Here is a 13,482-nt window from a genome sequence, read left to right as displayed (position 1 = left end):
CGTGGTGTGGGCCCGTACATAGCTTTGTGCGTCTCCGTGCTGCCCACCCGAAACGGTCCTCCCCGAAGCTCATGAGCCAGGCCACCGAGGCCACACTCACCGCCATCCGGGCCTCCTCGCCCGAGGCGGGCGCCGTCTGCGATCTCCTCCTGCAACGCGTGGCCGCCGACGAGGCGGGCCTGGCCATCCGCCTGGCCGAGCGCCTCTTCGCGAAGGCGCGCCCGGAGTTCGTGCGCGAGCGGCCGCCCGAGGCCCTCGCGCAACTGGTGCTGGGCGTGTTGCGCTTCCTGCAGAAGAGCCGCCCCGACCGGGTGGACGTGCAGGTGGTCAACCCCGACCAGGACAACGAAGAGGGTTGGTACGCTCCGGTCACGGTGATCCGCACCAACGTGTCCGAACGCCCCTTCGTGGTGGATACCCTGCGCGAGTTCCTGCATTCGCAGGGGATGGAGATCGAGAACTACGTGTACCCGCTCGTACACGTGAGCCGCACGCCCCAGGGACGTGTGTACGACGTGCGTCCCGCGGACGATCGGGAGCTGGAATCGATCATCCACTGCGAGGTGGCCCGCGTCACGGACCCGGACACGCTCGCGTTCCTGGAGCGCGAGATCCACCGTCGCCTGTCGGACGTCGTGGCGGCCACGGACGACTTCGACGACATGGTCGGCGCCGTGAACCGGGTGGTGGAACGACTGGATGCGTCCGCGGAGGAGCAGCCGGCGCTCGCGTCCGAGCTCGAGGAGATCGAGGAGTTCCTGCGCTGGCTGCGCGACGGCGGCTTCGTGTTCCTGGGCTACCGCGCGTACGCCATCCACGGCGATCCGAGCTCGCCCACGAAGACGGTGCAGGTGGAGGACGGGTCCGGATTGGGCATCCTGCGCGACGAATCGCGCTCCACGTTCTCGGAGCCGGTGTCCGTCGGCGACCTGCCGCAAGCCATGCGCGCGTTCGTGGACAGTGGCCCCACGCTGATCATCAGCAAGACCAACGCCGAGTCGACGGTGCACCGCCGCGCGCGGATGGACTACATCGGCGTCAAGCGGCTGGACGAACGAGGCCGGATCGTCGGCGAGGATCGGTTCCTGGGCCTGTTCACGTCCAAGGCCTTCGGTGAGGACGCGGCCCGGATCCCGATCCTGCGCACCAAGCTGCAGGAGATCCTCACGTCCTCCGGTGTGAGCAAGGGCTCCCACGACTACAAGGAGATCATCACGATCTTCAACTCGATGCCCAAGGAGGACCTGTTCCTCTCTCCGGCATCGGTGGTGGGCTCCGAGATCCAGACCATCCTCAAGGCCTACCACACCCACGAGGTGCGGGTGACCACGCGCGAGGATCGCCTGGGCCGGGGCGGAGTGGTGACGGTGATCCTCCCGCGGGAGCGCTTCTCGGCGGATGTGCGCAAGAGCGTGGAGGCGCTCCTGGTGGAGCGCTTCGCTGCCGAGGTCCTGAACTACCATCTGGCGCTGGGGTCCGGCGACCAGGCGCGGCTGCACTTCTCGCTGGCCGGTCCGGCGGAGCGGTTCCAGTCCGTCGATCGCGACGCGCTGGAGACCTCCATCCTGGCACTGATCGTCAGCTGGGCGGACCGGGTGGCGGAGGGACTGGCGCGCGTGCGTCCACCGGACGAGGCCCGGCGACTGGCGCAGTGGTACGGGGACGCGTTCAGCCGTGAGTATCGGGTCGCGACCGACGCCGAGACCGCGGTGCGGGAGATCCTCGAGGTCGAAGCGATGCGCGCCGACGAGCGCAGCGAATCGATCCTGTTGTGGAACCCGGACACCGAGGCCGAGGGGGAGCGCTGGACGTCGCTCAATCTCTATCTGCGCGGAAGCCGTCTGGTCCTGTCGGACTTCATGCCGATCCTGGACAATGCGCGCATCCGTGTGCTGGGCGTGACGCCGTTCGACGTGACCGATCTGGGCGGCACCAAGACGGTGATCTACGCGTTCCAGATCCAGGGCGCGGACGGAGAGCCCATCCCGGTCACCGACGTGGGGACGCTGCTCTCCGACCTCCTGCTGGCGGTGCGGGCGGGCGACGCCTCCAACGACAGCCTCAACGCGCTGGTGCTCAAGGCGCGCCTGACGTGGCGTGAGGTGGAGGTGCTGCGCGCCTACGCCACCTATGCGTTCCAACTGGGTGCCGTGCCCTCGCGCCAGATCCTGCCGGCGACGCTCGAGCGCTACCCCGAGCTGGCGGCGCTGCTGTTCGAGGCGTTCCGTACCGCGTTCGACCCCGAGGGCGCACCCGACCTGGAATCGCGCCAGACGGAGATCGCCGCGATCGAGAGCCGGTTCCGCACCGGCTTGCGGAGCGTGGATCTGCTGGCCGAGGACCGTGTCCTCCGGAACGCCTGGACGCTGCTCCGCGCGACCGTGCGGACCAACTACTACCGGCACGGCGGTCAGGCGGCCACGGGTCGCTCGGGCGGAGTGCCGTACATCTCGCTGAAGTTCGATTGCACGCGCATGCCCGACCTGGCCCGGCATCGCCTGCTGTACGAGGTGTGGGTGCGCTCGCCGCGCATGGAGGGTGTGCACCTGCGCGGAGCCAAGGTGGCGCGCGGCGGCATCCGCTGGAGCGATCGCCCCGACGATTTCCGTACCGAGATCCTGGGTCTGGTGAAGACCCAGATGGTCAAGAACGCGGTGATCGTGCCGGCGGGATCCAAAGGCGGCTTCGTGACCTTGCGACGCCTGCCGGACCGCGAGGCCCAGGCGGAGGAGGCCAAGGAGCAGTACCGCACCCTGATCCGGGGCCTGCTCGACCTCACCGACAACCTGGTGGACGGTCAGCCCGTGCCCCCGCCCGCGGTCTTCGCCCACGACGAGCCCGATCCCTACCTGGTGGTGGCGGCGGACAAGGGCACGGCCACCTTCTCGGACGTGGCCAACGCCATCGCCGCCGACTACGGCTTCTGGCTGGGGGACGCCTTCGCGTCCGGCGGCTCCAACGGGTACGACCACAAGGCGGTCGGCATCACGGCCCGCGGTGCCTGGGAGTGCGTGAAGCGTCACTTCCACGAGAAGGGGAAGGACATCCAGACCCAGCCGTTCACGGTCGTCGGGATCGGCGACATGAGCGGGGACGTGTTCGGCAACGGCATGTTGCTGTCCCGTCAGATCCGGCTGCTGGCCGCATTCGATCATCGGCACATCTTCATCGACCCCGATCCGGACCCGGAGCGTTCGTTCCGCGAGCGCGAGCGGGTGTTCCAGCTCGGACGCTCGAGCTGGGCCGACTACGACAAGACCGTCATGAGCACCGGCGCCATGCTCATCCCGCGCGGCGCCAAGGAAGTGGAGCTGACCGCGGAGGCGCGTACCGCGCTCGGGCTCGCCCCGGACGACGTGGTGGCCGACGGCGAGGCGCTGGTGCGCGCGATCCTGAAGGCGCCGGTCGAGCTTCTGTGGAACGGCGGCATCGGGACGTACGTGAAGGCCTCGACCGAGAGCCATGCGCATGCGGGCGATCCGCCGAACGATGCGGTGCGGATCGACGCGCCCGAGCTGCGGGTGGAGGTCGTGGGCGAGGGGGGCAACCTGGGCCTGACCCAGCGCGCCCGGATCGAGTACGCGCTACGGGGCGGACGGCTGAACACCGACGCCCTGGACAACTCGGGCGGCGTGGACCTGTCCGACCACGAGGTCAACCTCAAGATCCTGCTCAACGCGGTGGTGGCCAGCGGTGCGCTGTCCCTGGAGCAGCGCAACGCGCTGCTCGAGGAGCTCACCGACCAGGTGGCCGACGCGGTGCTGCAGGACAACTCGTCGCAGAGCCTCGCGGTGTCGTTGGACGAGCTGCGCTGTCCCGAGCAGCTGGACGACTTCCGTACCTTGATCTCCGGCCTCGAGCGCGAGGGATTCCTCGATCGTTCCGCGGAGACCCTGCCGAGCTGGGAGGAGCTGTCCGAGCGTCGGGAGCGCGGTCAGTTCCTGACCCGCCCCGAGCTGGCCGTCCTGCTGTCCTACGCGAAGATCTACGCGACGCGCGCGGCGCTCGACAGCGGTCTGCCGGACGATCCGGCCACGGCGGCCTACCTGGTGCGCTACTTCCCGCCGCGGGCGGTCCAGCAGGCCGGCCCGGAGATCCTGCACGACCACCGCCTGCGGCGCGAGATCATCGCGGGACAGCTCACGAACGACCTGGTGGACCTCATGGGGGCCACGTTCGTGTACCGCATGGTGTCGGAGACCGGCCGCAGCGCCGCCGAGGTCCTGCGGGCCTGGCTGATCACGGCCCGTCTGGCCGACCACCACCTGATCTTCCAGGCCCTGGACGGTCGGGCCGACCTGAGCGCCGCGGCCGCATACGCCTGGCGCCTTCGGCTGGCGCGCGTCTTCGAGCGCACCACGCGGTGGGTGCTGCAGAACGCGAGCCCGGACGAGGCGGTGGCCACCATCGCCGAGCGCAACGCCCAGCCGCTGCATGCGCTACGCAAGGCGTTCCCCGACGTCGTGCGCGGGCTGGACAAGGTCGTCTACGAGCAGCGCGTCGCCGAGGCGGTGGCGCAAGGCGCCGACCCGGCGTTCGCGCGCGACGCCATCACGCTCCGGTTCCTGGACCACCTCCTGGAGATCCTCGGCATCGCGCGCGGCACCGAGGCCGAGCCCATCGACGCGGCGCGCGCGTTCTACGGGGCGTCGGAGCTGATGCGCCTGCCCTGGCTGCGTCAGGAGATCTTCCGGGCCGCGGGGACGGGTCATTGGGAGCAGCGGGCGGCGCAGGCCCTCAGCGGAGACCTGGGCCGGGCGCACCGCCACGTGGTGGCCCACCTGATGGAGCGCGCGCACGCGAGCAGCGTGGACGCCGCGCTGGCCGAGCTGCAGCGGGCCGAGCGCCGGGGCGCCGTGCGCATCGCGAAGCTGGTGGAGGAGATCCAGAGCGAGAGCGCGCAGGGGTTGGCGCCGCTGTCGGTGGTGGTGCGCGAGGTGAGCACGCTGGCCGATCGCGTGGTGTCCGGCCAGGTCTAGAGGGAGCCCGACTACCGCGCCCGGACCTTCACCTTCAGGCCGAAGGTCTCCTCGAAGAGATTCTTCTTCTTGGCCAGCGCCCAGCGCTCGAGCAGCAGGTCCCCGCGGCCTTCGAGCTCGAGCTTGAGCACCATGCCGTCCACCCGCGCCCGCACCTCCTCCACCATCCCGGAGTGTTGGCGGTCGAGGGCGTCCGCCAGCCGTAGCAGCGACCCCAGCGCGGTGACCCGCATGCGGTCCTCGTGGGGAAGCTCCATGTAGTGCTCGTGATGGGGCGCCGGGCCGGACTTCCGGTGATACCGCGCCACGTTGGCCACCACCTTCATCTCCTCGGGTGAGAAGCCGGGCAGCTCCGAGCCCGTGAGGATGTACAGGGAATGGTGGTGGTGGCGCTTGTAGGAGATGAACAGCCCGATGTCGTGCAGGATGGACGCGGCCCTGAGGACGAGACGGTCGCGGGCATCCAGCCCGTGCAGGGCCTCGAGCTGGACGAACAGGGCGTCGGCGTGCCGGGCCACCGTGGTGCCGTGGGCCTCGTCGAACAGGAAGCGGCGCCCGAGTGCCACGGCGGCCGTGGTGACCTGCGCGAGCTGACGCTCCTCGTGCTGGCGGCTGGAGAGGATCTGGTCGACGAGGTCGAGCAGGATGCCTTCCTTCACACCGACGAACGGCACCTGGATCTCCTCCACCTGCGCGAGCTCGGCGACGCGGGCGTAGACCATGGCAGCGGGCAGGATGACGTCTGCCCGGTCCTCGCGCATGCCGAACTGCTCCTTCTTGTCGTGGAAGGAGAGCCGGGCCAGGAGCTCGATGGCCGACGTCAGGTCGTCCACCGTCAGCTGCGCCACACCCCGGTCGTCCGGAGCCGCGTACACGAAGTCCGCGAGCGCTTCGATGTTGCCGCCGGTGGCGATCAGTCCGGCCGGCTGCCAGTAGGCGGCCGCGGACGGCAGTCGGAGCACGGAGACGTACTCGCCGAGGAGCCGGCGGAAGCGACCGGGATCGTCCCCCGCTCCGGACAGCTCCTCCAGCAGCCGCACGGAGCCCATCGTGTGCGACTGCGACCACAACATGCCGACGTCGTCGGCCAGCGACACCTCCACCGATCCGCCGCCCACGTCCACGAGCAACCACTTGCTCTGGCTCATGTCGATCCGACTGGTCACGGCCAGGTGCACCAGCCGCGCCTCCTCGGAGCCGCTGATGGCCTCCAGCTCGATCCCCGTCTGCTGGCGGATGCGCTCGATGAGCGCCTCGCCGTTCTGGGCCTCGCGCACGGCGCTGGTGGCGACGGCGCGGAAGTGCTGGATCTCCAGGCGGTCCAGGTGCTCGCGGAACCCCGCGAAGGCCTCGACGCACGCATCCATCTGGGAAGACGCCAGCTTGCCGTTCAGGAAGACCTGATGACCCAGGCGGATGGGGACGCGCTCGTAGTGTACGGGATGCCAGCGGGTGGGGCTGAAGAAATCGGCAGCCAGGAAGCGGATGGCGTTGGACCCCGTGTCCACACAGGCCACGCGCACAGGGAAGGGACTTTCCTCCAGCAGCGCGGCGGTGCCGGTCCCGATGTCCGGGCTCGTCTCCATCAACGCCGCTCCACGGAGAGGGACACCGAGAGCGACGGCCCGTGCAGGTCGTCCGCGGACAGCCCGGCCAGGTCCTCCACGCCCCACACCATGCGGTAGGCCAGCGCGACGCCGCCGTGGAGGCGATCCTCCCACAGCGAGCGTCGGAGGCGCAGGGCGGGCTCCGAGACCACCAGGTTGTCCGCGCCCTGTTCGATCCCGACGAGGGCGTCGCGCAACCGGGCGCGGCCGGCGCCGACGAGCAGACCCACGTCGATGTCGAGCGTCGGTGTGGTCCAGGTCCGCACCCGGACCTGCAGCCCGCCGTACCCGAAGTCGAGTCGCTCGGGGTCCCGCCCGGGCCGGTCGAGCTCGAGGGCCGTGGGGAGGCCGGCGCCGCGGCCCCCGAGGAACAGACGGTCGCCCATCCAGATCCCGACGCCCAAGCCCCACAGGGGGCTCGCGGTGCCGGCGAGCGTGGATGCAGCCAGCGAGGCTTCCAGGGATCCCTCCACCCGGGTCGGTTCGTCCGTTCGGTCCTGCGCGGCGAGCCCGGAGGGCACGATCAGGGCGAGCACCTGGAGGGTGCAACGTGCGACCCGGGACATGCGGGGCCGGACCTCAGCCGGTGGGGTCCGGGCGCCCGAGCGGTCCGTACCCCCGCCTGGAATCTCGCGGTCCCTTCCGACCGCGCGCGGTCACGGCCCCGAAACGACTGGGATACGATCCTGGCATGACCGGCCTCCGGCTGGGCACATTGGGGGACGCCCCCCGAACGGGGCAAAGGTACCGACGCAGGTCGGTCGCGACCACGGCTCGCACCCCCACGCGGAGGCGTTCGTGCAGATGGAGGGACTGCCGGTCCCGACGGGTCGGAAGGGTCATGTCGGGGACACGCGGCGCGCGTTCCTGGCCCGGATGAGGGACTTCGCCGGCCTGCTGGCCCTGGGGTCGCTGCCCGGGTGCGGCCGGGAGCGCCCGGTGCGCCTGGGACTGGATCCATTCGGCCTCGGGGTGGCCTCGGGCGATCCCACCCCGGACGGCGTGGTGCTCTGGACGCGGCTCGTCGCCGACCCGCTTCAGGGCGAGCGCCTGCTGGAGGGCCCTCTGTCCGTGGGGTGGGAGCTGGCCACCGATCCGTCGTTCGGGCGCATCCTGCAGCACGGCACCGTCACCGCCATCCCCGAGCTGGCGCACGCCGTCCACCTGGAGGTGGCTGGCCTGGAGCCCGGGCGCGAGTACTGGTACCGCTTCTCGACGCGGGACGCGGAGAGCCCGGTCGGGCGGGCCGTCACCGCTCCGGCGCCGGGCGCGTTGCCGGAGCGCTACCGCTTCTCCTTCGTCTCCTGCCAGCACTGGGAGCAGGGGCTCTACACCGCCTACGAGCACCTCGCGCAGGAGGACATCGACCTCATCGTCCATCTGGGCGACTACATCTACGAGGACGGCACGGACGAGCGGGTCAGGGGCCACAACGGGCCGGAGATCGTCACGCTGGACGACTACCGACGCCGCCTGGCCCAGTACAAGAGCGACGAGCACCTGCGCGCGGCCCATGCGCACGTGCCGTTCGTAGCTACGTGGGACGACCACGAGGTGGACAACAACTACGCCGGGGCGGTCTCCGAGCGGAACGCGCCCCGGGACGAATTCCTGCTGCGGCGGGCTGCCGCCTATCAGGCCTACTACGAGCACATGCCGCTCCGCCGGGCCCAGATGCCCCGGGGACCGGACCTGCTGCTCTATCGGCGCCTCCAGCTCGGTGGCCTGATCGAGCTGAACGTGCTCGACACCCGGCAGTACCGCACCGACCAGCCGTGCGGAGACCGACGCCGTCCCCGCTGTGCGGAGGCCTACCTGGAAGACGCCACCATGATGGGTGCCGACCAGGAGCGCTGGCTTCTGGAGGGGATGGCGCGCTCGGAGGCGCGCTGGAACGTGCTCGCCAACCAGGTGATGCTGGCCGAGGTGCGCAGCCGGCTGGACGGCGAGCTCACCTACCCGCTGGACCAGTGGGCGGGGTACGTGGCCCCCCGTCAGCGGCTGACGGGCTTCCTGGCGGAGGCCAAGCCGGCCAACCCGGTGGTCCTGACCGGCGACATCCACACGCACTGGGTCGCGGACGTCAAGGTGGACTACGAGAGCGCGCGCGCGCCGACCGTCGCGACCGAGTTCGTCGGGACGTCCATCAGCTCGGGTGGAGACGGGCAGGACCGCTACGACTCCACGGCGGACATGCTGGCGCTCAATCCGCACGTGAAGCTGTTCAACGGCCAACGCGGCTGGGTGTCCTGCACGGTCTCTCCGACCGAATGGCGGGCCGACTACAAGGTGCTGGAGTACGTCTCGCGGCCCGGCTCGCCCGCGCACACGCGGGCGAGCTTCGTCGTGGAGGACGGGCGGCCGGGAGCGGTGGAGGTGTAGGGCCGGGACGCGCCCACGGGTCCCATCCCGTCGCGACGCGAAACCGGGCGGCCTCCGAAGAGACCGCCCGGTCCGTTGTCCAGCATCCGGACGGACCTACGAGCGAGAATTACCGCAGACCTGCTGGTAATTGTTGCCGTTGCCGACCACGCCCGGGCCGACGATGGAGCACCCATCGTTGGCACCGGTCCAGCCCACCATCGTGAGCTCCCGGAGGGACCCGAAGGCCTGTAGGACAGGCCGTTCGTACCGATTCTGCATCCGAACCACCAGGGGTGCAGTGACCCTGACACGGCCGGAGACTCCGGCCACCCGGACGCCACGGTCGCAGGGTACCCGCCGCCGCGCAAGAGGCGCCAGGTCCGTCCCCGCACATCAGGCGTCCGTGGCGCTCCGGACGGCGGTCAGCAGCTCCTCGCGGGAGACGGGCTTCAGCAGGACGGAGCGGAAGAGCTCGGCCGTCTCACCGATCCGGTCCTGCACCCGTCCCGTGAGCGCGATGCGGGGGATGTGGCGGGTCTCCTGTACGCCGTCCAGGTGTCGGGCCACCGCGATGCCATCCATGCGCGGGAGGCCCAGATCCGTGAGCACGGCTGCGGGCAAGGTGCGGATCGTGGCTGCGACCCCGGTCTCGCCACTGGCGGCCGTCATCACCTCGAAGCCCTCCTGCTCCAGGATCGCCTGGAACACGAAGGAGAGGTCTGCATCATCTTCGATGAGCACGAGGCGGACACGGCGCGGAGCGTGCCGCTGCAGCACACCGTCGGTGTCGGGGAGCGGATCCGTGGCGGTCTGGAGCGAAAGCGGGTCCACGGTCGGAGATTCGGAGCGGAGGAGGGGCGAGTCCGCCGAGTGCAGGCTCATGGGTCACCTCCGGGATGCAAAGGGCGCCCGTCGTCGTGGTGCGCCGCGGCGGCGGCGCCCTGCCGCGCGGGGGAGCCGAACGGTCGCAAGGCGGATGCCGACGGGAGGGTCCCCGCTCCCATCCAGCGTGCACAAGCCGTTGCCACCGTGTGTCTTGCCCTCCCGTCCCGGGAGCGGCCCACACGGTCCCGTGCAGCGCGCCGGCGGCCGCGAGTGCCCTCGAAACGAGGCAGGGACGTCGCGAAGCGGCTCAGAGGTCGGGCGGGCCCTCGCTCCCGAGGCTTCCCGGTGGTTGGCACACCGGGCAGAAGTAGGTCGAGCGCGCCTCCTCCCCCTGCCGTCGCATGCGGATCGGGGTGCCGCAGCGGCGGCACGGCTCCCCGCTCCGTCCGTACACCCAGAGTCTTCCCGGATCGAGCGAGCGCCGCGTGGTGCGCGGGCCTGGGCCCAGGTTGGCCAGCAGCAGCGTGCGCGCCTCGCGCGCGAGCAGACGCAGCGTTGCGCGCGGCAGGCCCCCGGTCTGCACGAAGGGATCGATCCCCAGCAGGAAGAGGAGCTCGGACTTGTAGACGTTGCCGATCCCCGCCGCGAGGCGTTGGCGCATGACCGCGACGCCGATCGGTAGCGACGGCTCCGATGCCCAGCGTGCCGCGACCCCGTCCGCGTCGAACTCCTCTGCGAGCAGGTCGGGCCCGAGGCGGGCATCGAGCTCCGCATCCAGACGACCACTCCGCTCGAGCTCGATGTCGGGCGCGTTGAAGCACACGGCGGTCCACGCGTCCGTCTCCAGGACCACCCGCGCGCGAGCGGCGGGTTTGCGCCACCGCTCTCCGGGTCGGTAGAGGTGCCAGGAACCCGTCATGCGCATGTGCGTGCGCAACGTCTGCCCGTCGTCCAGGTGGATGAGCAGGTGCTTCCCGCGTGCCTCGACCGCGGCCACGGTGCACCCGCTCAGCGCCGAGACGCGCGAGCCGAGGCCCGGCACGCCGCTCCGTGCCGCGACGACGCGCTGCCCCACGAGCGCGCGCGACAGCGTCCGCGCGGCCCGATGGATGGTGTCGCCTTCGGGCACCGCTATCCGCGTCGCTTCAGCCACCCACGTGTCGTGGGCGTGAAGCCGGCGGTCCGCAGGGGATCCGCGAGCGGGGAAGCGTCCGGCGTCTCGCCGTCCACACTGGTCAGCAGCAGAGCGCCACGACCCCGCCGGTCGGGCAGGTCGGAAAGCGCCTCCGCCAGAAGCCGCCACTCGTCGGGAGGCGCGTCGGCATCGAGGAACGTCAACACACGTTTGGCCGCGGGCGAGATCCACGCGGCGGCCCGGCCGCCGATCAGGATCACCTGGGCGCCGGCGGCGCGGGCCGGTCGTGCCCCGGGCCGCTCCGGCCAGGGGAGCTGCGCACCGTAGGGATTGGCGGGGTCGGTGGCCCACACCACGTCGACCCGCGCCTCGGCTCCCTCTTCGTCCCGGGAACGCCGCAAACGGTCCTCGACCCCGGCGCGCGCGAACTGGGCGCCGCCCAGGCCCTCGACGAAGTATCCGCGACGGAGGCGGCCGACCTCCTCCATGCTCCGCAGCACGGGATAGACGCCCGAGAAGCCGCCGCGCACGCTTTCGGCGCGCGCCACCTCGCGGGTCACGAGCGCGTGCCGTTCCAGGAGTTGCTCCACCAGGGCGGCGGCGCGCTCGGTCTCGGTGGGCCAGGGGTCGGGCTGCGGAAAGAGGGACCAGCGCCCGAGGGTGCCCGGCGGGAGGGCGCTCCCGCCCCGCGTGCGGCGCCCGCGTCGAGCGGCAGCGCGCGCCCGGCGCAGCGAGCGCAACGGAGCCAGCGTGTCGTTGGTCACCTCACCGGCCCAGACCATCCGCCAGAGGGCAGCGATGACCTCGGGCTTGAATCCGCCGCACAGGGCATGCAGCTCGGGGAAGAACAGCGCGCCCCGTTGGATCAGCGCCGCGCGGATCCGTTCCTCGACCTCGCCTCCCAGGCGCGTGGGCACGGCGGCCAGGAGGGGCGCCTCCGCGCGCAGGAAAAGCGCGATGCGACCGTCGTGCTCTCCGATCGGCTCCACGCCCTGCCACACCACCTCGCCCGACGTGAACAGCTCGTCCAGATCGCGCGGGTCGTAGTCGCGGACCCGGGCGGGAAGCAGACCGCGCTCGAGGTCCGAGGCCGGGACCGCGGCCCCCTGCAGGCGTTGCACGGCTTCGTAGACGGCGTCGACGCCCCGGGTCGGGTGGGTCAGCCCGTGCCAGTCGTGCAGGAAGCGCGCGAGCACCGCGGGCTCCACCGGTTCGACCTGCGCGCGCAGCCGGGCCAGGGACCGCCGCTTGATGTCGCGCAGCACTCCCGGATCGCACCATTCCCGCCCTTTCCCGCCCGGCAGGAAGTGCCCGAACGCGAGGGCTCCGCGGGAGGCCAGCTCCTCGAGCGCCCGTTCCACCGGTGCCACACCGAGCCCGAACCGACTCGCGGCGTCGGCGGTCGTGAACGGGCCGTGCGTGCGCGCGTAGCGGCGCAGCAGATCGCCCAGGGGATCGGCGACGGGTTCCAGGAAGGCGTACGGCAGCCCGGGAGGCGGAGGCACCCCCAACGCGTCGCGGAAGCGCCCGACGTCCTCGGCGGCCACGAAGCGCTCCTCGTCCGCGATGCGCAGCGTCACGACCCGGCGGGCCAGGGCCAGCTCCCCGAGCGTCGCCGTCATGCGCTCGGGCTCCACGGCCCGCGCCTCGATCTCGTCCAGCGTGAGGTCGCCCAGACCCAGGAGCGCGTCGTGCACGTCGTCGTGGTCCCGCAGCGGGCGGGTCCCGTCGAGACGGGCCGCCCGGCGCGCTGCGGCCGTGATCGCGTCCGGATCCAGGAGCTCGCGCAGCTCGGGCTCGCCGAGGATCTGCTGCAGGGCTTCGTGGTCCAGCATGAGCGCCTGCGCGCGCCGTTCGGCGAGCGGGACGTCCCCCTCGTAGAGGAAGTTGGCGACGTAGCCGAACAGCAGGGACGCCGCGAAGGGCGAGGCCTTGCGCGTCCGGACCGTGGAGACGGCGATGCGTCCGTCCTCGATGCCGGAGAGCAGCTCCAGCAGCCCCGGCATGTCGAAGACGTCGTTCAGGCAGTCGCGGTAGGTCTCCAGCACGATCGGGAAGTCCGCAAAGCGCGCGGCGGCTTCCAGCAGGTCCGCCGAGCGCCGACGCTGCACCCACAGCGGCGTGCGACGGCCCGGACGCTGCCGCGGCAGCAGCAGCGCACGCGCGGCGTTCTCGCGGAACCGCGACGCGAAGAGGGCCGTGCCGCCCAACTGGTCCACGACCAGATCGCGGACCTCGTCGGAGGCGGGCAGGAACAGCTCGGCCGGAGGAGGCTCGTCGGAGTCCGGCAGACGGAACACGATGCCGTCGTCCGTCCAGAGCGTGTCTACGTCCACCTCGTAGGCGCGGCGCAGCCGGGTCGCGGTGGCCATGGCCCAGGGGGCGTGCACACGGGTCCCGAACGGCGACAGCACCGCCACGGTCCAGTCGCCTACCTCGTCGACGAACTGCTCGATCACGATCCGGTCTGCTGCAGGAGCCTGTCCGCCCGACTCGACCTGATCGGAGAGCAGCGCCAGGAGGTTGCCCGCGGCGCGCTCGTCCAGCCCGTGACGCGCGCGCAGCCGCTCCT

The 13,482-nt window shown here is 71.3% G+C and carries 7 protein-coding genes; 2 read left to right on the top strand and 5 right to left on the bottom strand.

Annotated elements, in window-relative coordinates; genetic code table 11:
* Window positions 1–71: 71 nt before the first annotated feature.
* Window positions 72–4,979: an NAD-glutamate dehydrogenase gene (locus tag R3E98_11935; GenBank protein ID MEZ4424110.1), complete on the top strand. Its 4,908-nt coding sequence runs from the start codon at window positions 72–74 to the stop codon at window positions 4,977–4,979.
* A gap of 11 nt (window positions 4,980–4,990) precedes the next feature.
* On the opposite strand, the gene R3E98_11930 is transcribed toward R3E98_11935, so the two are convergent.
* Together R3E98_11930 and R3E98_11925 are read right to left on the bottom strand one after the other, a co-directional pair.
* Complete coding sequence (locus R3E98_11930; protein MEZ4424109.1) at window positions 4,991–6,565, bottom strand: Ppx/GppA phosphatase family protein; 1,575 nt, start codon at window positions 6,563–6,565, stop codon at window positions 4,991–4,993.
* Window positions 6,565–7,152, bottom strand: coding sequence for a hypothetical protein (locus R3E98_11925; protein ID MEZ4424108.1), 588 nt, complete (start codon window positions 7,150–7,152; stop codon window positions 6,565–6,567). Before R3E98_11925 ends, R3E98_11930 begins: the two co-directional genes overlap by 1 nt.
* 238 nt (window positions 7,153–7,390) lie before the next feature.
* Here R3E98_11925 and R3E98_11920 point away from each other — a divergent pair, with 238 nt between their 5' ends.
* On the top strand, window positions 7,391–8,968 hold the full coding sequence (locus R3E98_11920; GenBank protein MEZ4424107.1) for an alkaline phosphatase D family protein: 1,578 nt from the start codon (window positions 7,391–7,393) through the stop codon (window positions 8,966–8,968).
* A gap of 375 nt (window positions 8,969–9,343) precedes the next feature.
* On the opposite strand, the gene R3E98_11915 is transcribed toward R3E98_11920, so the two are convergent.
* From R3E98_11915 to R3E98_11905, 3 genes are all read right to left on the bottom strand, one after another.
* On the bottom strand, window positions 9,344–9,832 hold the full coding sequence (locus R3E98_11915) for a response regulator (GenBank protein MEZ4424106.1): 489 nt from the start codon (window positions 9,830–9,832) through the stop codon (window positions 9,344–9,346).
* A 250-nt stretch (window positions 9,833–10,082) separates the two neighbouring features.
* The gene (locus R3E98_11910) at window positions 10,083–10,904 is read right to left on the bottom strand and encodes a DNA-formamidopyrimidine glycosylase family protein (GenBank protein MEZ4424105.1); all 822 of its coding nucleotides are present in this window, start codon (window positions 10,902–10,904) and stop codon (window positions 10,083–10,085) included.
* Between the two features lie 2 nt (window positions 10,905–10,906).
* Window positions 10,907–13,482: crosslink repair DNA glycosylase YcaQ family protein (locus R3E98_11905; GenBank protein ID MEZ4424104.1), on the bottom strand; the 2,576-nt coding region annotated here is incomplete at its 5' end.

The sequence above is a fragment of the Gemmatimonadota bacterium genome (assembly GCA_041390125.1).
Classification (GTDB): domain Bacteria; phylum Gemmatimonadota; class Gemmatimonadetes; order Longimicrobiales; family Gaopeijiaceae; genus JAGQIF01.
This window is presented reverse-complemented; position numbering and strand designations above follow the sequence as displayed.

Coding starts and splice junctions, on each gene's coding strand:
- R3E98_11935 (MEZ4424110.1), top strand. CDS start 72: ATGAGCCAGGCCACCGAGGCCACACTCACCGCCATCCGGGCCTCCTCG.
- R3E98_11930 (MEZ4424109.1), bottom strand. CDS start 6,565: ATGGAGACGAGCCCGGACATCGGGACCGGCACCGCCGCGCTGCTGGAG.
- R3E98_11925 (MEZ4424108.1), bottom strand. CDS start 7,152: ATGTCCCGGGTCGCACGTTGCACCCTCCAGGTGCTCGCCCTGATCGTG.
- R3E98_11920 (MEZ4424107.1), top strand. CDS start 7,391: ATGGAGGGACTGCCGGTCCCGACGGGTCGGAAGGGTCATGTCGGGGAC.
- R3E98_11915 (MEZ4424106.1), bottom strand. CDS start 9,832: ATGAGCCTGCACTCGGCGGACTCGCCCCTCCTCCGCTCCGAATCTCCG.